At 51.3% G+C, this 24,214-nt stretch carries 14 protein-coding genes; 6 read left to right on the plus strand and 8 right to left on the minus strand.

The window, feature by feature from the left end; genetic code table 11:
• Nucleotides 1-488 precede the first annotated feature (488 nt).
• Nucleotides 489-914: a response regulator gene (locus tag ACYVFD_RS16580; protein WP_461091368.1), complete on the plus strand. Its 426-nt coding sequence runs from the start codon at nucleotides 489-491 to the stop codon at nucleotides 912-914.
• Between the two features lie 216 nt (nucleotides 915-1,130).
• Here the strand turns inward: ACYVFD_RS16580 and ACYVFD_RS16585 are convergent, their stop codons facing one another.
• Together ACYVFD_RS16585 and ACYVFD_RS16590 are read right to left on the minus strand one after the other, a co-directional pair.
• Nucleotides 1,131-1,688, minus strand: coding sequence for a hypothetical protein (locus tag ACYVFD_RS16585; protein WP_461091369.1), 558 nt, complete (start codon nucleotides 1,686-1,688; stop codon nucleotides 1,131-1,133).
• A 193-nt stretch (nucleotides 1,689-1,881) separates the two neighbouring features.
• Nucleotides 1,882-3,801: a sensor histidine kinase gene (locus tag ACYVFD_RS16590; RefSeq protein ID WP_461091370.1), complete on the minus strand. Its 1,920-nt coding sequence runs from the start codon at nucleotides 3,799-3,801 to the stop codon at nucleotides 1,882-1,884.
• A 415-nt stretch (nucleotides 3,802-4,216) separates the two neighbouring features.
• On the opposite strand from ACYVFD_RS16590, the gene ACYVFD_RS16595 reads away from it, so the two are divergent.
• Nucleotides 4,217-5,035 carry an alpha/beta hydrolase gene (locus tag ACYVFD_RS16595; protein ID WP_461091372.1) on the plus strand — a complete coding sequence of 273 codons (819 nt, stop codon included), beginning with the start codon at nucleotides 4,217-4,219 and terminating at the stop codon, nucleotides 5,033-5,035.
• An 83-nt stretch (nucleotides 5,036-5,118) separates the two neighbouring features.
• Here ACYVFD_RS16595 and ACYVFD_RS16600 read toward each other — a convergent pair whose 3' ends face one another.
• The 4 genes from ACYVFD_RS16600 to ACYVFD_RS16615 form a co-directional block, all read right to left on the minus strand.
• On the minus strand, nucleotides 5,119-5,985 hold the full coding sequence (locus ACYVFD_RS16600; protein ID WP_461091373.1) for a DJ-1/PfpI family protein: 867 nt from the start codon (nucleotides 5,983-5,985) through the stop codon (nucleotides 5,119-5,121).
• The gene (locus tag ACYVFD_RS16605; RefSeq protein ID WP_461091374.1) at nucleotides 5,982-6,959 is read right to left on the minus strand and encodes a GlxA family transcriptional regulator; all 978 of its coding nucleotides are present in this window, start codon (nucleotides 6,957-6,959) and stop codon (nucleotides 5,982-5,984) included. The genes ACYVFD_RS16600 and ACYVFD_RS16605 overlap by 4 nt, the downstream gene beginning before the upstream one ends.
• Nucleotides 6,960-7,438: 479 nt before the next feature.
• On the minus strand, nucleotides 7,439-7,897 hold the full coding sequence (locus ACYVFD_RS16610) for a methyltransferase family protein (RefSeq protein WP_461091375.1): 459 nt from the start codon (nucleotides 7,895-7,897) through the stop codon (nucleotides 7,439-7,441).
• A gap of 290 nt (nucleotides 7,898-8,187) precedes the next feature.
• On the minus strand, nucleotides 8,188-8,748 hold the full coding sequence (locus ACYVFD_RS16615) for a cupin domain-containing protein (protein WP_461091376.1): 561 nt from the start codon (nucleotides 8,746-8,748) through the stop codon (nucleotides 8,188-8,190).
• 764 nt (nucleotides 8,749-9,512) lie between these two features.
• Here ACYVFD_RS16615 and ACYVFD_RS16620 point away from each other — a divergent pair.
• A complete protein-coding gene (locus ACYVFD_RS16620; RefSeq protein ID WP_461091377.1) occupies nucleotides 9,513-10,307 on the plus strand; it encodes a slipin family protein in 795 nt (264 codons plus the stop codon).
• Nucleotides 10,308-10,921: 614 nt separating this feature from the next.
• On the opposite strand, the gene ACYVFD_RS16625 is transcribed toward ACYVFD_RS16620, so the two are convergent.
• Together ACYVFD_RS16625 and ACYVFD_RS16630 are read right to left on the minus strand one after the other, a co-directional pair.
• Nucleotides 10,922-11,176: a GlsB/YeaQ/YmgE family stress response membrane protein gene (locus tag ACYVFD_RS16625; protein WP_461091378.1), complete on the minus strand. Its 255-nt coding sequence runs from the start codon at nucleotides 11,174-11,176 to the stop codon at nucleotides 10,922-10,924.
• Nucleotides 11,177-11,419: 243 nt separating this feature from the next.
• On the minus strand, nucleotides 11,420-11,602 hold the full coding sequence (locus ACYVFD_RS16630; protein ID WP_461091379.1) for a hypothetical protein: 183 nt from the start codon (nucleotides 11,600-11,602) through the stop codon (nucleotides 11,420-11,422).
• Between the two features lie 130 nt (nucleotides 11,603-11,732).
• On the opposite strand from ACYVFD_RS16630, the gene ACYVFD_RS16635 reads away from it, so the two are divergent.
• The 3 genes from ACYVFD_RS16635 (at nucleotide 11,733) to ACYVFD_RS16645 (ending at nucleotide 24,120) form a co-directional block, all read left to right on the plus strand.
• Nucleotides 11,733-15,875 (plus strand): hybrid sensor histidine kinase/response regulator transcription factor, encoded by a 4,143-nt coding sequence (locus ACYVFD_RS16635; protein ID WP_461091380.1) that lies wholly within the window; start codon nucleotides 11,733-11,735, stop codon nucleotides 15,873-15,875.
• Between the two features lie 463 nt (nucleotides 15,876-16,338).
• Nucleotides 16,339-20,880 (plus strand): beta strand repeat-containing protein, encoded by a 4,542-nt coding sequence (locus tag ACYVFD_RS16640; protein ID WP_461091381.1) that lies wholly within the window; start codon nucleotides 16,339-16,341, stop codon nucleotides 20,878-20,880.
• Between the two features lie 105 nt (nucleotides 20,881-20,985).
• Complete coding sequence (locus ACYVFD_RS16645) at nucleotides 20,986-24,120, plus strand: RICIN domain-containing protein (RefSeq protein ID WP_461091382.1); 3,135 nt, start codon at nucleotides 20,986-20,988, stop codon at nucleotides 24,118-24,120.
• The last annotated feature ends 94 nt before the right edge of the window (nucleotides 24,121-24,214 follow it).

The raw sequence follows: 24,214 nt of genomic DNA on the forward strand, positions 1-24,214 counted from the left end.
CGGGTCAATCGAAGGTAGGGACATTTCCCAAGTGGAACAAATAGGGACGTCTATTTTAATGAACATAGGATAAAAGGTTAGTAAACAGATTACCTAAATATAGCATCTGGCAAGAAGCCACTGCCCCATGTTGGTAGCCGTGAGGCTACTGATCCTAAGCCCCTTCTTTCAGGCGTTGGACGCCATGATAATCCAAAGCAGTCTGGGTTTTTCTGTTTCTGCCCTTGGTATGTAGAACTCTCCCACAAACCACTGTCTCACATTAACGCTCCTCACGAGACGAAGAGAGAGTTGTGTACCAATAATTGGGGTGTTTCCTGTAGCAGTATTTGACCTGAGTTTTCGTACTTTGGCGACCATTTAGCAGATTATACAACAGCCCCGACTACATAGCCTTATCCCCTCATGTTTGCATACGAAACATAAATGACAACTTAAATGTAGTATAGTCGCTAGCTCATGTTTATAGCCTACTAGCTAAGCTCCCCATGGACGATACGAAGTTCTGTATCTATGCGGTAGAAGATGACGAAGATGATCGCTTCTTGATCCGAAAAGCGCTAGAAACCTATTCAGACTGTGAGGTCACCTTTTTTGAGGATGGTGAAGCACTCCTTGCCAATCTATTGGCTAGCACAGAAAAGAACCTCCCCACTTTAATCTTACTGGATTTAGATATGCCCCGCTTGGATGGGTATCAGACGCTGGAAACGATTCGTGCTCACGCAACCCTGCAAACGATTCCCATTCTAATTTTAAGTGGGAACCGCACCGAACCAATCGTTCGACGGGCTTATGGCTTAGGCGCCAATTCCTTTATGAGTAAGCCCAGTAGTATGGCGGAGTTAGATAGGATGTTCAAGGCCACCTATGACTACTGGTTAAAAACAGCTCATACGCCAAGAAACCCGTAGTTAGTTAGACGAGGGCTAAAATAGAGAGCGTAAGCTTACTAGCTTTTGCTCTATCTCTTGAAACGCTCCGGCTTGAGACGAGAGAGTTCATGAAGCTGCTTTCAAATGAGAGGAATGATAGCATAATCCAGGATGGGGATCGGTATATACGGCAACGTGAACACAAACCAAAGCATGACAAGCACTAAATAGTCCGGATTAGGGTCGCGCTTACCACTACCTCAATAGATAGGTAAGGCCTACCTGAGGTAGCCCAAAAGCCTGAATATTGGTCGATAAATCCACCCACTCGAATCGATAACTAAGGTCAAGCCGGAGCGGCTTCAATAAACCAATGCTAATTCCTGGAGTGAGTTGGGTGGACTGGATGGCTAAGCTGGCATAGCTCATCCCAGCAACTTCATCAGCCCTTCGTTTCCCAAACTGATAGGACGCTTCCAGGAAGGGAGACAGGCGGGTCTTGGTAAACTGATAACGAGCATAAGGGCCTACTGAAAGATCAGTATAGCCAAAATCGCCCACCCATTCTCTAGACCAACTGGCAGCTAGGCCAACTGCCAGCTGCTTAACCAAAAAGTAGCTGCCATGAACTTGAAGGCTATTTCGGTTTTTAAGCAAATTTCCTTGCGTATATCCCTCCTTAACCCCCAGTTGCCAGCTACCAGTCTGAAAGGGAGTAGGGGTTTGTATCGAGGCTTGTTTTTGAGCGAAAGCCTGTTGAAGTAGCGAGCTAGCGACGAAGATGATGAGGCTAACGTATAGTTTAGTTTTCATATGAGATTTTGCTATTTGCCTAGAAACGGCTAAGCCAACTTCTCAGTATATAAACAACCGTCAACTCACTAATTTTTATCTAAATGTCAGGCTGTCCTCCCAACACGCTTAGGCCTGCCAAGCAACGTATATTGTGTTGAAGTAAGTAGACGAATCTCATTAAAGGCTGGTTTAGTCCTACTAGTCGTCAATCTTAACTACCGGCATTCATAGCCGATAAGTCGTTACCAGTCGGGGACAAGGGCTGTACTTGGGGAAGCCCAATGACAAAGGTACTACCCCGATCAAATGCACTATCGACCGTGATGGTGCCCCCGTGGTGTTCCACTACCCGTTTGCAAAGGGCTAGCCCTAAGCCGGTGCCTTCATACACACCCTTGGCATGCAGCCGGGTAAACGGCTTGAATACCCGCTCGGCATAGTGCGAATCAAAGCCGATCCCGTTATCGCTTACCTGAATGGTGAGTAGATTCGTATCGGCCTCCAGGCTCGAGCTAATCGTAATCAAGGGGGGCTCTGTCTCCTTGGCGAATTTAAGGGCATTATGGATCAGATTATAAAACAGTTGATACAGCAGGATGGGAACTCCTTCCAGCCAGGCCAGCTTCGGCCGATCAATGCGGGCCTGCTTATCGAGGATCATCAATTCTAAATCCTCTTCAATCTGATCCAGTAAGCGATTCAAATCGATTCGCTCGAAGGGCTGGGACAGACCATTCAGCGAGGAGTAACTCAGTATACCCTGGATCATCGAAAACATCCGGTCGGCGGATTGCTCTATTTTGGCTAAAAATAATTGGCCTTTCCCGGGCAGACTGGAGCCATATTCCTCCGCCAACTGATGGCTAAACAACTTTACTTTACGAACCGGCTCTTTCAGATCGTGGCTGGCTACATGAGCAAACCGCTGAAGATCTTCGTTGGAGCGTTGCAATTCAATGGACAGCGAACGGTAGCGATCATAACTTTCCCGGATGGCCTCTTCGGCTTGTTTGCGTTCGGTCAGATCCCGGGTGACCTTGGAAAAGCCAATGTGGATGCCAGCCGGATTATACAGGGCGGTAATGACAATGCTGGCCCAGAAAAGGCTGCCATCTTTACGAACCCGCCAACCTTCTTCTTCATAGGTACCTGTTTCCAGGGCCACTCGTAATTCGCGAGCTGGTTTGCCATTGAGGATATCTTCGGGAGGGTAAAAGATGGAGAAATATTTGCCAATGATTTCGGCCTGGGTATACCCACTAATGCGCTTGGCCCCTTCATTCCAGTTAACCACTCGCCCTTTTTCATCCATCATAAAGATGCCGTAATCAGTCACCTGTTCCACCAGGGAGCGATACTGTTCTTCACTCTGGCGTAGGGCCTCCTGAATTTGTCGGCGCTGGGTCAAATCGCGGGTCACTTTGGAAAACCCAATGTGGCCGTTTTGTTCATTAAACAGGGCCGTAATGACCACATTGGCCCAAAAGACGGATCCATTTTTTTTGATGCGCCAGCCTTCTTCTTCATACTTGCCCGTCTGGATGGCAATCCTCAGCTCCCGGGCCGGTTTGTCATCGGCCAGATCTTGGGCTGTATAAAAGGAGGAGAAGTGTTTGCCAATGATCTCCGTAGGGGCGTAGCCTTTAATGCGCTGGGCGCCTTCATTCCAGGTTAGAATATAGCCTCGGGTATCGAGCATAAAGATGGCGTAGTCTTTCACCCCTTCCACCATCAATCGGTACCGCTCTTCGAGTTGACGCAACGTCTGTTCCTGTTGTTTTTGGGTTGATCGATCGACCAGCGTACAGCCATAGCCCAGGAAGGTATTGGTTTCATCATACAGCGCGGTATAGCTGATTTCGCACCAGCAGGTGGTTCGATCTTTCCGGGTCCGCCACCCCTCCGTGTGAAATAGGCCATTCTTTTGGGTCACACCCAGTTCGTAATGCGCCTTAATGGTGTCACCCGTCGGATTGTAGAGTTGAGAAATCGGTAGATTGACTAACTCGGACAGGGTGAATTGGGTCAATGTAGTGGCCGCTGGATTGGCGTAGGTGATATAGCCGTCTGGATCTAGTTGTAGAATGGCTTGGGGTAAACGCTGAAGAAGCCAGTGGTCCTTGTTGTTCATTCGCAATCCGCAAAAAAGAATGAGCGCCTGTCAGGGAGGAGGGTCATATGGGTCTGAAGTCGTCTTTAGCTAACCTCACCAGGCATCCGTTTGTTCAATAAATTTGTTTGAAATGTGATGGAATGGTTGATAGGGACCATTTCATGGTTGTCGTCTCATGCCGTCATGATGCCGTTAGGTACTTTACTAACCTAACTATGAATGGCTTCTCTCCAACATTGAATTTACTACATTTGACTGGAGGCTTTTTTCTAATCTCATAAAACCCTCATTTATAATACAAACAAGCGTCGGTGAAGCGATTGCTTAAATGGAGGCAGACTGTTTTCCGACACTCAATGTAACGTTTAACATTTATTAATTTAGCCCTTACCTTTCAACCACTTAGCTTTGATCCCCGTGGACGCAGAGCGCAATGACGAAGATTCGAAACTGGAGGAAGTGGGCTTGGATTGGACTATCCATTGGTTTACTGCTCTATCTAGGCAGTTATCTACTCCTCTACTTGGGTAAAGATCAACAGACCAATCGGTACCGATCCACTCAATTACCCCTTACCTTTCGCTACCAATTTGCTCAACCGCTTCAAGAACTCTGGATTCAAACTCCGCAAGGCGGCTTGTTAAACGCCTTACTTTTCAAGGCCCCTCAACCCAAAGGAATAGTTTGTTTCTGGAAGGGCAATGGGGGAACGTTAGCCAATTGGGGAGCCATGGCGCCTAATTTCCTGCAATGCGGGTACGATGTCCTGATCACTGACTATCGGCAACACGGCAAAAGTAAAGGCTCCATCAGTTTAGCTAATTTCTATACTGACACCCAAACCGTGTATGATTCATTGAAGAGGCGATACCCAGAAAACAAGATTGTGATCTGTGGGTATTCCTTAGGCGGCCGGATCGGGGCTCATCTAGCCTCGACGAATCGACCCAAGTTCACCTTGCTGATTGATCCTGCCTCAGCGGGTGGTGATTTTAGTGATCGTTTTACGGATCTGTTGTATTATCCTTTTCCCTCTGTGAATGGCTTCACGTTCCTCACCGATCAGGATGTCCAAAATGCGTTTAGCCCAGTTATTGTCGTCAGCACCGACAACTCGCATAGTACGGCTTATAAGCTTCATGCCGTTATGAGATCTAAAGATCAGCATTTAGTGATCTCCGATGCGACCCATGCCAGTATTCTGAACCATCCACAAACGATGCAACTACTCAAAAAGCTACTGGCCGATTAGTAATTCGTTAGGATAATTGATCATTCGATTATCTAATCTCAAATAATGCTGCCTAAAATAAGCCTAAATAGTTTCAGGCTATTTTATTTGTTCTCTGCCGCAACCTTACCCGATGGCTTCACGATGAGGCCTTCCTCGGGCTTCCACTTATCATACTCCATGTAGCGAGCGGTTTGGTTAGCGATCGCCTGCCCTTTTAATTTGGCCACAACGTGCAAGGCACCATCAATGCCCGCCGAAACACCCGCCGTGGTAATGATTTGGCCGTTGTCGACAAACCGAGTATTGGCCAGAATCTCGGCCTTGGGCGTTGCTCGTTGCAGCGGTGCAATGTAGGAATGAAAGGTAGTCGCCTGCTTCCCATCCAGCAGGCCTGCTTTGGCCAGTAGCCCGGCACCCGTACAAACCGACAGCATGACCTCGGCTTGGGTAGCCGAGTGTTTTATCCACTCAATCAAGGGCTTATTCTCGAGGAAGGGTCCGGTCTTACCGCCCGGTAAAACCACAATGTCAGGTGTAGGGCAATCGGTCAGACTATAGGTTGGGGTTATCTTGATAAATCCCTGACTAAGGATGGGTTCTTTGGTGAGTGAGACGGTATACACATTGAACCCCTCCGTGGAGGCAAAGACTTCACTGGGACCGGCAAAATCAAGAATCTCAACCCCATTGTGAATAAAAATGGCCACATTGCGTTGTTTATCTGGCTTTGCGTTTTGCGACAGAGAGTCCACTAGGGCGACCCTACGCTGGACAAGGGGCATACCACAATGCGGACAAATACCAGGCTTTTCGTGACGCTCTAGATCACAGCTACTACCGCAGGGTTGGCAATAGTACGCCATCAGAGCTTGTTTGTCAACCACTTTCTGGGCCCAAAGGGGACTTTTGGTCATAACCAGGCAACCGGCAACCAACAGGTAGAAACAATAGTGAAGTAGGGTGCTCATCGGAGTATGAATCGAGTTGATATAACGGTTTTGGTGCTATTCTTAACTTGGTCTTTCTGCCAGATTCGGCGCAACTGGCGGGCATCTTGAAAGCCACACTGCTCGGCAATGGCCTCCATCGTCATTCCCGGATTGTGTCGTAGGGTACGGGCTCGTTCTAGCCGGAGCTGCGTCGTATAGTCATGAATGGAGATCCCCGTCTCTTTTCGAAACGTCCGGGTTAGGTTGCGACTACTCATTCCGGCCACCTCGGCTAGTGCTTCCAAGGTAACCCTGGTTTTCAGATTAGCAATCAGCCAGTCCTGCAAGTGATGAATGGCCACATTTATGTGATTGCGGTAATCGAGGTAAATGCTTTTCTGGGAATGGTGTGGGCCGCGACGTAGATACACGACCAACTCGCGGGCTATCTTGGCCGCAAACAGGGGCCCTTGCTGCTCTTCCAGAATCGCCAGCGCCAGGTCAATACCGGCTGTTATCCCGGCACTGGAATAGAGACCACCCTCCTGGACGAATAATTGATCGTGCAGGGTAATGACCCTTGGGTAGGTTGTTTGCAGTTCTTCCACGCGCTTCCAATGAGTGGTGCATTTTCGGCCATCCAGCAGGCCCGTCTGAGCTACTAAAAATGCGCCCGTACAGACCGAACATATGATAACGCCCTGCCGGTGCTGCTCACGGAGCCAGTTTAGAAAATCGTACTCTGCTTTAAATTCTTGGGACCGGATATAGGCCATCTCCATACCGGGGATAACGATCAGATCGCCGGGTTGAGGGATCACCTGGGTAAAAGGTAGGACCGGCCCCAAAGCCAGGCCTGCTGAGCTGATAAGCTGATGTTGGAACGAGCAGTACCGTAATTGATAGGGAGCCCCATACTCAATAGCTTCGTAAAAGACCTGAACGGGTCCGGTCAGATCCAACACGTGGACAAAAGGCGGTACAACAAAGATGACCTGTTGAGTGAGGGCCATAGTCTAGTTGAGTGAGGCCGTAAAAGTAGGGGATACTCACCGTTGATTCGAGCCAAACATCGGACATTTTGGGCCAAACCAAAGCTGCTTTGCTCGAGATTTGACTACCAAAGCGAAAACCACTCGATTGAGCAAGGCGTTGACTGATAGCGGATGGTAATTGCGGGGCCAATCTTCCTAAAACTATGAATTTCTGGCTGGTTTCTACACTTCTGTTATCTACAACCAGTCTCAAAATAACGCTCCTTAATGAGACGAGGAGAGATTTGACTATCTGCAATTGGGGTGTATTCTTGAAGAATACTTAGCCTGAAATTTCGTGCGTTGGCTATCAGAGCAGAGATTATAAAACCGTTCAACGTCACAAGTTGGTACCGCTGCTGATTAAAGCTATAAACGCTCATTAGCGGACTAGCCAACTAAAAGAGGAGACTATAGCCATTGACCGCCATAATCGCCAGTGCAATGGGTAGCCAGTATCATAATAGCCATCGAGGAGTCTTGCGCTTATAGCTTAAATACGATTCGCCGAACCAGTCTTCCATTAATTTTTCTTCTCGAAGCACAAATTGTGTGTGGAGTATGATAAACAGAACGGGAATTAAAACCAGGGGTGAGAAGGTGCCAAGCAGAATGGCAACGCCAATTGTAAGGGTCATAAGACCAAGATACATGGGGTTTCTTGTATATTTAAAAGGTCCCTTTGTTACTAGTAAAGTTGCTTTAGCGCCAGGTTTTGGATTCGTTCCTAATTTTCTGAAGAATAGGCCACTTCCCAGCCCTAAGCTGAATCCCAGAATAATCAAAGCAAGGCCAAGGTACCTCCAGGGATAATCTAACCACCGTCCAATTGGAGCGTAATAGTTAAGGAGTATCATCACTAGAACGGCTAGTACCATAAAAACGGGTGGTGGAATACGGGGCATAGACATGTTCATATCCAGAAGGGTTTAAGGTCATATGCTGAAAGTGAAGAGACGTTTTTTGCATAAATGGACATGAAGATCGAACGGCTTTGGCGGTCCCTTGTTTTTCCAGCCAACAAAGGCGGAGCGTATGAATCCCTTCAGGTGGCCTATTTCTGTTGGCTATTCTTGAATACATCGTAGGTACTAAAACTCCTGCACTGGTTGATTGGCTTGCTTTCTTCTTATAACAGAATCGGAGGGGCGGTTGCAAAACTCGATTTGCCCCTTGAAAATAGCTCCGCGGCAACCTACATCCTGCCTCAATCAACCTTCAGCGGAGGGCCCACTACCTGCATGTCATGTTCGGCAAAGAGTTGAGCGATTTCTTCCTGAGAGGGCTCTTTGGCCAACCCCGCCATCCTGACAAAGAATTCCTCCATCTTACCCGCCGGTTGAAAAATCAACGTCATGTGGCCTCGCTCGCTGAGCTGGGTCCAGGCATGGGGTACGTTGCGAGGTAGAAAAATATGATCGCCCGCCTTAAGCTGGAATTTATCCTGACCAACTACAAACAGGTATTCACCATCCAGAACATGAAACAGCTCATCCTGGTGGGGATGGATGTGTAGGGGCGTGCCTCGTCTGGGGGAGAGGGAGTTTTGCTCAAAGACGGCCAGATCCCCATTGGTATCTTTACCGGACACTTTCAAATCCAGGATGTTTTCATTGACGCCTTTGAGTTTGATATGCCCGTGAAATCGCCCCTCACCGGCTTTGACGATGAACCCGTTGGGTGCTCGATCAGCGGCGGCCTGCAGGGTCGTGGAGGCCACGAAGGGAGGGGTGAGTAACGTTGCCTGGAGAAAGGTTCGACGCTTCATAGCAGAGAATTGGGAGCCTGGCTGAACCAGCCGGTCCTGGTTTAGTGGCTTACCCAGGTAAGTTACCAAGGAGTCTAATGGGCTTGTTGAAACTTTTAGTAAGCGGAAGAGCAAGCCTGTAGTAACCATCCTGTCGTCTCGTTAGTCGTCCCTGCCCTTGAGCGCTTTTAGACCCTGGATTGGCCGCTAAACCCTTTCGGCCAATGAATTGACTAGTGCACCAGCCACTGAGATTAGGTAAAGAGAATTTTCTTCGCTTGACGATATACACCATAAAAATAGGTTTTGCGCTTGTCCTTTTAGGTGGCATTGTGGGCATGAGAAGGATGTGGCTCTCCGACTTTCCAGCTTTTCCGATGAAATAAACCTCGACGCCCAGGGAGAAGTTGATTGCTGGGAGCTCGTCCTGATGAGGGCCTGAGTTTGGCGTCAAGTCGACTTACTAGTTAACCGGGACACTACAGTAACCGTGATCGTACGGCCTAGTTTAACCCATCAGCGCTAACGAGAATCGAAAACGGGAAACGTTTGTGGTCGTTAAGTTAGCGCGGTAGCCTCCAGTGATTAGTTTACTCGAAAAAAGACCACTCACTCAAAACAGGACTAGGTTCCAGCTGCCATGGATAACTAATAAATCTGTTTATCAGTACCTTGTGTTACTCTTTATCGCACATTCATTTGCAACTGACTCGGGTATTGAAAGGCGATAAACAACCCCATTTGAAATCGCTGGATTAAACGGACCACTTGTTCCCCTTACTAAAATGGTACTTCCCCTGCTTGCATTCGGCTTCGTCCTCTTACTCACTGGTTTTCGTATCGCTCAGGAATATCAGCGGGCGGTGGTCTTCAGACTGGGGCGTTTCCAGGCCGTCAAAGGCCCTGGTCTGTATTGGCTAATCCCATGGGTGGAGCGTCAACAACGCGTCGATATCCGTACCAAAACGGTTGACCTGGAGCAGCAGGAAACCATTACCAAAGATAGCGTAACGATTAAAGTCAATGCCGTGCTCTGGTTTCGAATCACCGATCCTAAAGAGGCAATTATTGAAGTGGCCGATTACAATAAGGCCGTTTATCAATTCTCGGTCACGGCCTTGCGGAATATCATTGGTCAGCACTCGTTAGACGAAGTATTGCGGGAGCGGGAGCAAATTAACCGAACGCTGCAAAGCATCGTTGACGCCACGACTGAACCCTGGGGCATTAAAATTGAGATGGTGGAGATGAAAGATGTAGAGATTCCAGCCGCTATGCAACGGGCCATGGCTCGGGAAGCGGAAGCCATCCGGGAAAAACGGGCCCGGATGGTGAAAGCCGAAGCCGAGTTGGAAGCCTCCATCAAATTGACCCAGGGGGCAAAGGAAATGGAAAGAAGCCCGATTGCACTTGAGTTACGGCGGATGCAGATGTTATCCGAAATCGGTATTGACAATAATACGACAACCATCGTGCTGGTGCCGTCCGACTTTAGCAATGCGGCCAAAAGTTTGACCCAATGGGTGGAGCGTCAGCCTATCGCTGACAAAGCTGTTCCTGGGGATGGGTCAATCACCTAGTGGGACTAGACTGGTGGAGCGGGTTTACTCCCAGGTAGTGGCCAATCCGTTGAGGCTATCGGTGTGACGAAGTCGCTTCTTTTTTCGTAGCGACCGTATGGGTTCGAAGTTGGTCTGAATGAACCAAGACTGGCTTCTCGATGGCATGAGAAAGTCGAAATGTAAAAATGAAGCAGGTAGCTTTCATAGCCCGAAGCGTTAAACTGGGTCTTAACAGCAAAACGGCGGGGCCGCCCGTTAGGTTTGCCAGACAGACCACCCTAGAAATCTCTAAATAATCTGTTTAAAATTGGGGCCTCCAAACGCTACTTAGTTCCTCCGCTCTTTTCAGGATGTTTTTCAAAAATTCTACTGGCGGTGCTCCCTTCGGAACAGGAGGAAGTTCTACTGATTGAGCCGCGGTGGTCAGTCGAAATGCCACACACCGCCTGCGGAGTACCACTGGACAAAAGCAAAAATGGTACACAGCCATTATTAGGAAATTCTTATAGACCGCTCCCCCTTAAGCCGGACTACCGTTCATCAACAGGCAGGATTCGTTCAGTGGTTCTATACTAAGGAGGGTCGGCTATCTCATAGCCGACCCTCCTTACGATTTTATTCCCTAATGTGTCTTAAATCGTCCGTCGCGATCCCTTGATCAAGGCGGCAATACCCAATACAATACAGGCCCCCACAAAGGCGGTTAGAATACGACCTAGAATACCGGTATCGGCTCCCAGGGCAGTCCCAAAGAGCCAGCCTCCCACGAAGGCCCCTACGATACCCAGAATGATCTCGACCAGTAGCGAGAGCGAAAAGCGCTTAAAGACCAGGTCGGCCAGCCAACCGGCAACGGCACCGACCAACAGTGTGATTAAGAGTTGCATAGTGTCTATCTAGCGTTAAATGATGTTTAAATGATTCATGGGTAGGGCTACTTCTGGAGAAGATCCCTGTCCCCTTATGGCTTTTGCCTACTCATCAATTAACCAACAATGTGCCATAGGGCTCAATGGTAGCTAATTGATTGATAGACAGGGTGTTTTCAAAATGTGGACACTTATCAAGTCCGCAAACATGAGGCAACTATTCCCAATTATGCGGCATAAATCCCCCACTAATGGGTTTGATTAACGAATCGTTGGCTGGATACCCGACAGCAGCCTACTGAAACAGCTTAACGAGTTGATTGACAACCGGATTTTAGGATTGGCAAGGCGATGATAACCTGCGTGGGCGGTTATATGACCCATGTTGCCTCCTTTCGGATCGTAAGCGGCTAGATTGGATAGGGTACAATTCAAGGTAGCCATTTGGAGAATTCATCTCAAAAAAACGCTGGTAAAATGAAATACCCCTTTGGTGACAATAAGCTATGAATGAACTACTCAGATTTTTATCGCCTGCTTATGTATCTTTAAGCCCTGATACATGTAGGGGTATATGTTGCTATTTTGCCTTCTCCTTCCTTTTGCGTTACTAGCACAGCCTGCCAACCGCGCCAATAAAGGTTGGCAGGAACTAACCATATCCCAGGGCCTCTCGCAGGGTATGGTCTTTGACATTAAACAAGATCATAACGGCTTTGTATGGATTGCCACCAAAGACGGCCTCAACCGCTACGACGGACATAACGTCTGGATTTTTACGCATGACCCTTACAATCCCTTCAGCCTAAGCGACAATGTCTGTACGGCTCTGCTCATTGACCGGCAGCAGCGGCTTTGGATCGGCACCGAGAAACAAGGGCTCAACCTGTTCGATGGCCGAACGGAGCGGTTTTATCACATCACGCTTTCGGATGGTGCAGAGGCTTCGATCAACAACCCGGAAATAACGAGCCTAACCGAGGCCCCCGACGGGGCCATCTGGGTATGTGCGCACAAAAATCAGGCGTTCCGAATCACCTTACTGCCCAATTTTGAGCCAAAACGTGCTAACTCCCCCGATCTAACCGCCCAGGTGCAGGTTCAGCACCTACCCGTGCTAAGAGACCGGCCCAGAGCACGCCCAATGGCCCTGAGTTTTGCCCCCGATGGCACCGCCTGGTTTAGTACCTTTTACGGCCTGTTTGCGCTGAACCATCGCCAGCCGAACCGAGTAACGCAGCTAGCCGAGCACCCAATTCTGCCCCTCGATCTGGCCAGTATGCTGGTGGTTGCCCCAAGGGGTTACTGGATCACCACAAACCAGAATCGGATTGTCTGCTGGCATAGGGGGCAGACTAAACTCATTTCGCTCCCTCCGGAAAACCCAGGCTTTCTTACACTTAGCTGGCTCGACGCCAACACGGTGGCCATCGGCAACGCGAACTACCTGTGGCTGTTGTCGCCGGATGAATTAGAGCGGCAGGATCGTCTGTCGGCCCAAAATGCCTATGCCCGTATGTCTTCCGACCTGTATGGGGTAACCACCCTGCTGCGCGACAAAACGGGGCTACTATGGCTGGGTACGGCCGGGTATGGTGTCCGTTGGTTCAACCCACAGGTGAAACGATTCGAGTCGAGCCTGCCCTCCGTATCGCTTTCCAACCTGTTGCAGGATCGGCGAGGGCGTATTTACGTGCGCTACGTGGATCATATACGTGAACTTGACCCGACTACCGGGCAACTTCGGCGATTCCTGCCCCCACTGATCGATGCCTTGAGTCTTCGCAACTTAATCCAGGATCGCCAGGGTGTGTTCTGGCTCACATTGAGTAATGCCCGACTGCAGAAGCATCAATTGCTGAAGTTCTCGGAAGACTGGCAGCTACTCCAGACCTACCCCCTACCACCAAACGGTGAGCTGGGATTTGCCAGCAACCGCACGCTCGAAGATCGTGCCGGGAACATCTGGATTGGCACCATCAACGGCAAATTACTTCGGTTTGAGCCGCGAACCGGTACGTTTCGAGTGCTGACTTACGATTATCTGCTACATAAACAGGGGAGCGATGTTGAAACCTATGCGTTGTTTCAGGACCGTGCCGATAACATCTGGATTGGCACGCAACAGGGCCTGATCCGGGTGAAAAACCCCAACGGCAAGCCCGCATGTGCCATCTATCGGAATGATGTAAACGATCGAAATAGCCTCAGTGATAATTATGTGTCTACCCTTGCAGACGATCCCAATGAACCCAACCGCTTCCTCTGGGTTGGCACCAAAGGTGGCGGCCTAAACCGGCTAAACCGCCAAACCCTGACCGACAACTCTGCGCAGTTTGATCACGTTGGCGAGCGCGAGGGTTTACCCAACAAGGTGGTCTATGGTCTTTTGCCCGATAGTCTGGGCAACCTCTGGCTGAGCACCAACCGGGGGATCGCGCAGTTTAACCCTAAAAACCGCATGTTCAGACCGTTCACGAAAACAGACGGCCTTCAGGACGACGAGTTCAATACCAACTCCTTTGTGATCGGCTCGGCAGGAAGATTACTCTTTGGGGGAGTGAATGGGCTGACCGTTTTCAGACCGGCGGATTTCCGGCAATCGAACACCACCCGGCCCGTAGCGCATATTATCAGTCTGCGGATTAACAACAAACCGGTGGCGGTGGGCGAAGAAGATGGACTTCTGGACGCACCCATCGAACAAACCCAACAGCTCGACCTGGCCTACGACCAGAACCTGGTCACGCTGGAGTTTGGGGTGATGGATTTTGCCAATCCGGCTGGTAACCGCTACCGCTACAAGATGGAAGGAATTGACCAGGACTGGGTCAATGCGGGCACCAACCGCTTTGCCAACTACGCCCAGCTACCCGACGGAACCTACACCCTGCAGATGATGGGTTCAGCCAATGGAGATGTCTGGAGTAAGCCCGTTACGTTGCACATATGCGTGCATCCACCTTTCTACCGGACCTGGTGGGCGTATCTATTCTATCTGCTGGTGGTAGCCGTAGTGGGATGGCAGCTATACCGGTTTCAGTGGCAGCGGGCCATCTTGCAACAGAAGGTAGTCTTTGAGCAGGCTCAGTCGCTGCGACTGGCCGAGCTGGACGCTATGAAGACGCAGTTTTTTGCCAATATTTCCCATGAGTTTCGCACGCCACTGACCTTGATTCTGGGGCCACTGGCCGATCTGAAACAGCGCTTTCCGTCAGAATCCGTACTGAGTATGATGGAGCGAAATGCCAGCCGCCTACTGAGCCTGATCAATCAACTCCTCGATCTGAGCAAGCTGGAAGCCAACCAATTGACCCCCGAGCCGACGAATGGAGACCTGGCCGCGTTTCTGCGAACAGTGACCAGTTCGTTCGAGTCGCTGGCTAAGAGCTTGGCTATCCAGTTTGCTTTCTCGCAGGATAAATCCGTATACTGGGCGTCGTTCGATCGCGACAAGCTCGAAAAGATTATCAACAACCTGCTCTCGAACGCCTTTAAGTTTACACCCACCCATCAGTCGGTGCAGATGACGGCTCAGTATCAGGAGGACCCTGACCGAGTCGTTATTAAGGTGCAGGATACGGGTATTGGCATTGCTCCCAATCATCTGGCTCATATCTTCGAACGCTTTTATCAGGTTGATGGAAACACGAATCGCCCTTACGAAGGAACGGGTATTGGGCTGGCACTCGTCAATGAGCTGGTCAACGTGCTAGGGGGCACTATTACCGTGGCCAGTACAGAGGTGGTCGGTACTAGCTTTCAGGTTACGCTTCCTTTGATACCCGTGTCCCCCACTGAGCCTGAGCCGTTCACGAACAACCTACCTTTAGACGTACGGACAGAAGGCCGGGCCATTGGACCAGCGCCAGAAGCCGCCAATGAAACACGCATTGTTGGTAAAGCAGTTGTCACGCAGGCAACCGGAGAAGACGTACTGTTAATTGTCGACGATAATGCGGATATCCGGGCTTACGTGCGCAGCATCTTCGAAACCGACTACCAGATTGTTGACGCTGAGGATGGGCAGGATGGATTCGAGAAAGCCACTGCCCTGTTACCTAACGTAGTTATCTGTGACCTGATGATGCCCCGGCTGGATGGGTTTGGCTTTTGCCGGGCCTTGAAAACCCAGGAAGCGACCAGCCATATACCGGTCATCATGCTTACGGCCAAAGCCACGGTTGAAGACCGGATCGAGGGCTTTGAATTGGGGGCTGACGAATACCTGACCAAACCCTTCAACCGGCAGGAGCTACAGACCCGGGTGCGTAATTTGCTTGATAAGCAGGAGCGGCTCCGGTCCTACTTCAGACATCAATCGGTGTCGGCGCCAACCGTACTGCCAATAGAGGTTGCTGTTCCGGCTCTTTCTCGAGAGGACATCTTCCTGCAAAAAGCCCGGCAGGTGCTCGAAGCTCATTATAGCAATAGTCAGTTTGGGGTGGATGAGTTCAGCGCAGCTATGAACCTGAGCCCTTCGCAGCTGCTGCGTAAGCTCCGGGCACTGACAACCCTGACGACGGTGGAATATCTCCGACGTTACCGGCTGGAGCGAGCTGCCTACTGGCTGGCGACGCGCTCGGTCAGTGTTTCGGAGGTGGCCTACCAGGTGGGTTTCGAAAGCCTGCCTTACTTTACCAAGGTGTTTCAGGAGCAGTATGGGGCACCACCCTCGGAGTACGGCGCAACACCCGCCAGCCGCTCGGATTCGTGATCGTAGTACGTACTGAAATACGCTAAATGGCCTTTTTAGGGCCATTTTTTTTGTCCATGCTGGAAATGAGGAAAAGAATGCTGGATATGCGCTAACAGCGGGTGGTGGTTTTCCGTCACTTTTGACCCCAACGCTCACGGCTAAATAACTATCTAATTTTCTCTACGCTTATGAACCCTTATCACCTGCATCTCTCTTTGTTGCTATTACCCGCTCGAGCGGTCTTCCTAGGCTTCTGGCAAACTGTTGCCATCCGGTTTACTTATACCCACTAAGATATTTACGGGTGCGAGTGGGGTGCTTAGCCCTCCTGTTGACTGGGCGGTTGTTTACTGTTCCGATCGTCTGTAACGGCCATAATCTGCCGATGTGCTCAGTAGATGCTTTGCTGGTCAGTTTGGGCAGCCTTGTTTCGGGCTCATTCATCATGCCGTCTGCCATATAACTAACGTCCATTTTTTCTATGAAGAATCACTACGTCCTTTGTCTTTTACTTTTTGTATTGGGAATGCAGGCTACTCAGGCCCAATCCCCTGTTATTAGCAGTCTCTCTCCTTCGAGTGGGGAGATGGGGACTTCTATTATCATCAATGGTACCGGTTTCACGGGCACTACTAGTGTGCGGTTCGGTGAGAAATCAGCTTCATTCACCGTTAATTCCAATACCCAGATTACGGCCATTGTGCCGCGAGGAGCTTCTAAGCAACCTGTCAACGTCACCAATGCCAATGGCTATGGGTTGTCACCCTCTGCCTTCACCGTGACGCGAGCCAGCAATAATCTTACGTATAGCCTGGTAGCCAACAATTTTGGGGGCGTGAGTGGTAGCACCCAAGCAGCACCGGCTATAGGCGACTTAGATAATGATGGTCGGCTTGATCTACTGGTGGGTCGGTCCGATGGCACAGTGATCCGCTATGAACAGACCGCTGCGAACGCCACTACGTTTACTAACTTAGGTAGTCTGAGTGAGGCTTCTGGGACGATCAACATGGGCGGGCGCGTATCAGTCTGCATCGTGGACGCTAATGGCGACGGTAAATTCAGCGTGCTGCTAGGTCGGCCAGACGGCCTTGTATATGAGTATGAACAGACGGCGGTGAATGCAACAACCTTCAGTCAGGTAACGACCAGTTTTGGGGACGTAGCAACAACAACCTATGCCGTAGTGGGTATGACAGATTTTAACAGGGACGGTGCGCTGGAGTTCCTGACGGGCAAAGGCGATAATTTTGTGGGGTATTTCGAACAGGACGGGGTAAATACTATAGGCTTTTCCCGTGTCGAATCTAATTTTCTAAGCCTGACCAACAACACATTCCCGTTCTGCATAGATCTGGATGGCAACGGGCTGATTGATGTGCTGATCGGCGAAGGGGGTGGCAAGATGTATCGCTTCGAGCAAAGTGCAGAGAATACTTCTTCTTTGACACAAATAACGAGCAGCTTCAATGGTATCGATGTGGGTACGAATGCCAAGCCGTGCGTGACTGACATTGATGGTGATGGGTTATTAGATATGCTCATAGGCCGTGCCGACGGCACCATCGACCGTTATGAACAGGGTGCTTCTACCGCTCCCATTATTACTGGCTTTGCGGCCACGGCTACTACCGTCTGCGTGGGCAGTCCCGTCACGTTTACCGCTACCGTGGGCAACGTGACGAGCAGCTACAACTATACCCTCACCAACGGCAGCAGTTCCTTGACGGATAGCACCCCTAGTACCGCTTTCAGCCAGAGCCTGACGGCCAGCGGTAGCGGGCTCCAGAGCTTCAGTTTGCTGGTGAACGATAACGGTAGTACGAGCTTTGCCAGCACGACGGTGAACGTAGGCGCTCACCCCGACTACCAGCCCTTGGTCGATCTCTACAACGCCACCAATGGGCCGGGTTGGGGGAACTCAACAGGCTGGCTACAAAGCTGTGACCCCTGCACGGGTAACGGTGGTGGTCCTTGGTACGGTGTGACCTGTGAAGGGGGACGGGTCACCGATCTTATTCTGCAACTTAACCAGTTGAGCGGCACTATTCCAGCCAGTCTGAGTACCTTGACCAACCTGAACTTTCTCAATCTAATTGGTAACCAGTTGATCGGCTCCATTCCTTCGGGTTTAGGTTCGCTAACCAATCTGGAATTGCTGTATTTAAGTAGCAACCAGTTGAGTGGTACTATTCCTTCGAGTCTGGGTGCCTTGACTAACTTGCAATGGCTGCTTTTAAATAGTAACCGTTTGAGTGGCAGTATTCCTTCGAGTCTGGGGGGCTTGACTAATCTGCAATGGCTTGATCTGCGTGGTAACCAGTTGAGTGGGTGTTGGCCAGCTTCCTTGTCAGCCTTGTGCGGTATTAATGTTAAGAACTTCGCTGGCAACAGTCGTTTGCCCGGTGGGGGCAGTGATGCGGCTTTTGATGCCTTCTGCGCCAGTGGCCAGGGTAGCGATGCCTTTGTGGCCCAGGCTACACCCAGCTCTACCATCGCTGCCCTGGGTAGTGTGGTTAGTCTGAGCACCAGTGGCGGCAGCAGCTACAGCTGGACGGCCCCGGCCGGAGTCGATCTGAGTAGCCCATCTACGACGAGTGTAGTCTCAGCCACGCTCAATCAAACAGGAGTACAGACCTTTACAGTAGTAGTTAGTAACGGGGGCACGTGTAGCCAGACAGCAACGGCCAGCGTCACCGTTAGCTTATCCACTGCCACTGTGATTACCGCTCCGTCCACTAACGTGTCGGGGACCAGTGCCGTACTGGGTGGTACAATAACCGCCGATGGGGGAGCTTCGGTAACCGAACGCGGGGTAGTGTACGTTGTCGGTACCGGTATACCGACCACCACCGATACCAAAGTCACCATCGGCTCCGGGCTGGGCAGCTTTAGCCAGTCGGTTACGGGTCTGACCAATAATACCATCTACTCGGTACGGGCCTATGCCATCAACGCAGTGGGTACCAGCTATGGCGATGTGCAATCGTTCACGACCATTGCGGCTCCCCTTGCCCCACAACTCATTACACCCGCCAATGGGAGTCGGCTGAGCGACAACTCCCCGACCTACTCGGGCACGGCTACTCCTGGAAGCTCGGTGACACTATTCGTTGATGGCAACAATGTGGGCCAAATAACGACTAACGCGGGTGGCAACTGGACCTTCACGCCCGTTAGTCCGCTGTCTGATAACGCGCATAGCGTGTATGCCCGAGCGACACTAGATGGCCTTGACAGCCCTAACAGTACCACCATCTCCTTCACGGTTGATACCACCCCACCCATCGCGCCAGTTGTTACGGCCCCTCTGGATGGAACCATCTTAAACGACAACACGCCGACCTATGGCGGAACAGCCGAGCCTTCCAGCATAGTCACGGTGTTGGTGGATGGTTCAGTGAGTGGTACAGCGTTAACGGCTGGATCGGGGAACTGGACCTATACGTCTGGCACTCCGTTAACGGACGGAACGCATACGGTTCGGGCCAGAGCGACGGATGATCTGGGCAACACGGGACCCACCAGTATCACGACCACCTTCACCATTGATACGTCCCAACCGACTATAACGATCAGCAGCTCGGCCCCGAATCCGACCAACACCAGCCCGATTCCGCTGAGCGTGACGTTTTCTGAATCGGTGACGGGTTTGGTGGCAGGTGATATAAATATCAACAACGGGACGCTGAGCGGTTTCGCTGGTTCCGGCACCTCGTACACCGCCACCCTGACACCCACAACAGCGGGCCTTGTTTCGGTCAGTGTAAGCGCGAGCGTAGCACAGGATGCGGCTGGCAATGGCAACCAGGCATCAACGGTGTTCACTATTCAGTACCTGCCCAATGCCACCCTAACAGGTTTTGCCGCTACGGCTACTACCGTCTGCGTGGGCAGTCCCGTCACGTTTACTGCCACAGTGGGCAACGTGACGGGCAGCTACAACTATACCCTCACTAACGGCAGCATTTCCTTAACGAGTAGTACGACCAGTACTGCTTACAGTCAGAGCCTGACGGCCAGCGGTAGTGGGCTCCAGAGCTTTACCCTGCTGGTGAGCGACAACGGTCAGTCGGGAAGTGCGGTGACACCTGTTACCATCAATCCACTCCCGCTGGCTACGATTCTCACCCCCGCCAGCACCACCCTGACCTGTAGCACCACCAGCATCTCCGTCACCGCCACCGGGGGAGCAACCTACCAGTGGGAGGACAACTCGACCAATGCCATCCGTAGTCTCACCACAGCGAATACCTACTCAGTGACCGTAACAGGAAGCAATGGGTGTACGGCTCTGGCCACCACCTCCATTTTTAGTAATACGGCGCTAAGTATAGGGGCTGGTTCCTCCTTGCCCCAGGCCAATGTGGGGGTGGTGGTGAGCCTGACGGCTAGCGGAGCCACCACCTACCAGTGGAGCGTACCGGCTACGACCCTGTTGACGAGTCCGGCCACCGGCTCAGCCGTCTCGGTGAGTTTGACCACGGCGGGTGTGCAAACCTTTATGGTGGTGGCAACGACGGGAGCCTGTAGCCAGTCAGCTTTGGTGAGCGTGACGGCCCTGGCAGGTCCCGACCTGTCGGCGACCCTGAGCTTGCCCGATGCCAACTTTCCCGCTGGCAGCAGTAAAGACTTGCTGATGCAGTTGCAGGAGGTCAATGGCTCAACGGCGCGTGGGAGTATCGTGATTACCCTGACGGTTCCGGCGGGCTATAGTGTGAGCTTTGACAATACCTTAAGTAGCATCAATGTGTCGGGGGGCACGACTAACCCGGTAGCGGTGCAGAACAGCCAGTGGCAGGTGAGCCAGAGTGTAGCGGGTCAGCAGCTAAGCCTGAGTCTGAACGGGGGCGAGTCGGTGGTGGCCAATGGGACACTGAGTCTGGGTTTCACCATTATTAGGACGAGTGCCAATTCGGGTAGTGTGTCCAACATCACGGTGAATGTGGCCGATGACAGTGGGGGCAGTTATGATGTGAACCGGCTCAACAACGTCTATGCCCGTATTATTTCCGGGCTCTAAGCGATGAGAGTGAGGCCACTGTTTTAGTGGTCCAAAATCAGTGGCCCCACTCGTTATTTTTGTCTTTTAAAATTCTATTCTACTCATCTAACCCATATGCGCTCAATGTTTACCTTCATACCAAAGTGGTATGCCGCTGGCCACATTCTGTTTAGTAGCCTCCTTTGTTTTTGGGTAAGTCAACTCGCCGTGTTCGGGCTGCCGAGGCCAATAGGCTCAACCAACGCTAACTTATCCCCTATAGCGCCTGCGCTCACTTCGCCAGCCATTCATCTGTCGGCACCAGGTTCCGTTTCAGTAGTAGAAGCCAGTAAGTGCTATCGGCTGGTGTCTAGGCTCAGCGGCAAAGTGATTGGGATGGATGGCAATGGTCAGGGCGATGGCAACCAGCTTCGCCAGCAAACCAACACCAATCAGCTTACGCAGGGCTGGCGATTTACACCTGCCGACGGTGACTATTATAGTATCACGGTTTTATCCACCCAGAAAGGTATGCAGGTCACTAACTCCTCGACGGTCGATGATGCGCTGATCGAGCAATGGACCTATTGGGGAGGGGCTCAACAACAATGGCGGTTGGTCCGTAATTCGGAAGGCTACTTCAGTTTTGTCAACCACAACTCCGGCAAAGCCATTACCGTACGTAATTCCAGTGTAGCTGAGGGGGCCCAGATCAGCCAGATGACGCTGGGAACTGGGCAGCAACAGCAGTGGAGCATCGAAGAACGTAGCTGTACTACTACGGCTACCAATCAGTCGCCGGTAGCGGTGGCTACGGCTACGTCGTTAACGGGTACAGCGCCCCTGAGCGTAACGTTTACGGGCAGTCAATCTTATGATCCCGATGGCGATCCAATTACCTACCAATGGGACTTTGGCGATGGCACTACGTCTACCCAGGCCAACCCGGTGAAAGTGTTTACCCAAACCCAGGGTAGAGGAGGCAATCCCGTGCTAAGCTATCTGGTTAAATTCGTTGTATCGGATAGCAAAGGGGCAATCAGTAATGCCCAAACATTTTATGTGTCGCTGGGCAATACGGCCCCAACGGCCAGGATCACAACGCCGGCTAATCTCTCTAAGTACGTTCTTGATAAAGCCACCACCTACACCGCAACCGCTGCCGTTACAGACGAATCACCGGGTAACCTGACGTATTTTTGGCAGATGAAGCTACGCCAAAACGGTCAAGACCAATTGCAGACAACCGCTTTGGAGGCTACTCCTACCCTTACGGTACAACCCGCGGGCTGCATCAATGGCGAAGACTACTACTACGTACTCACGCTGAAAGTGACGGATATCGCTGGTCTTTCAGCGCAGGATTCCGTCAAGATTTACCCGGACTGCAACTCGCCTAAGCTGATCGTGACGGGCCTGACGGCTACCTCCCTGAGCAGCACCAGTGTACGGCTCAACTGGACCAATCCGACCCTCCCCTTCGACGACGTACTGGTGCTGGGCAAGGCGGCTTCCCAGTCTAACGGCATACCTCAGGACTTATATTACACAGCGAATCCTAGTTTTACCGGTAATGGGTCAGACTTTTTAGGGGGTAAGGTCCTCTATCAGGGTAGTGGCACATCGGTAACCGTGACCGATCTGACACCAGGGGTGCAGTACTTTTTCCGGGTCTATGCACGCAAAGACCGTACCTGGTCGGGGGGCGTAGAAGTCACTGCACCCGGCAACCGTCCGCCGATAGCGGTGGCGACAACGAGTTCCCTGTCTGGTTCTGCACCCCTGAGCGTGACCTTCACCGGCAACCAATCCTACGATCCCGACGGCGACGTGCTTGCCTATGAGTGGAGCTTTAGTGATGGTACCGTTTTGTACGGCGCTAATCAGGTGAAAACGTTTTCCATACAAACAGGCCAGCATGGGTCAGGTACCATCAGTACGTATACCGCCCAACTTACCGTGATCGATACGAAAGGGCAACGAAGCGCCAGCCAGCTATTTACGATCTCGCTGAACACGGATCAAACCACGCCCCCTGGTTCTGTTTCGGTCGTTGATCCCAGCAAGTGCTACCGGGTGGTGTCCCGGCTCAGTGGGAAAGTGCTGGGGGTAGAAGGCAGTTCGCTGGACGATGGGGCGCCCATCCGACAGCGGACCGATGCCAACCAGCTTGCTCAAGGCTGGCGCTTTGAATCGGTAGGTAGTGGCCTCTACAAAATCGGAGCCTTGCATAGCAACAAAGCCATGGATGTGGTCTATGGATCGCAGGATAATGGCGCTGGCATTCAGCAATGGACCTTCAACGGAAGCTGGAGCTACAACCAGCACTTTGCTCTCCAGCGAACTACCAGCGGCTATTTCCAGATTACAAACCGGAATTCGGGCAAGGCGCTTGAAGTGCAGAATAGCAATACGATCGAAGGAGGCATGATCATTCAGAATACACCCAGCGGAGGTACGAACCAGCAGTGGAGTATCGAAGAGCGTTCCTGTACCACTAGCCCGCCTTCTTCGACGACTACCTCTCCACCGAGCTCAATTACCTCGGCCGCCAGCATTGACCCGGCCAAGTGTTACCGCATCCAATCACGGAGCAGTGGGCTCACCCTAAACGTTCCTGGGGGGGCGCCGAGTGATGGGGCCACACTGAAACAGAACACGAACACCGATCAGCCCTGGCAGAAGTGGCGCTTTACGTCTGTCGGGGGTGCTTACTACAGCATTTCGGTGCAGCACACGCAAAAAGGGATTGAGGTAACTAACTCATCGACGGCCGATAATGCATTGACAGAACAGTGGACGTATTGGGGGGGCTCTCATCAGCAATGGTCCGCCCAACGGAACATCGATGGCTTCTATACCTTTATTAACCGGAATTCCAGTAAAGTTCTGACCGTGCAGAGTGTCAGCACGGCCGAAGGAGCGTCGATCATCCAACAGACAGCTGGTTTGGGACAGAACCAGCAATGGAGCCTTATCGAAACAGCGTGTCCGGCCAGTGCTCGCGTTAGTGCTGTCGAACCCGAAAAGACGTTCAGCTTATCTCCTAACCCAGCCCACGACTTTGTATTGATTGACCTCAGTCCTGTAGGTGGTCAACCGGTCAATCTACAAGTGAACGATCTGCTGGGCCGCTCGCTCCAACAAATCCACTTGGATATTGCCCCTACGGAACCCTATCGATTCAATACCAGCCAGCTTTCCAGTGGTTTATACCTGATTCAGGTAACACCTGCTGGCCAGTCTTCAACTACATTACGATTACTGATTCAGGAATAGGCTTTGGCTTAAAACGGATTCCTTGCTGATTTACACGGCAATAACCTGACGCAATTTTTTGTCAGGTTATTGCCGTGTAAATCAGCTTATCTAT

Source organism: Spirosoma gilvum (assembly GCF_054776815.1).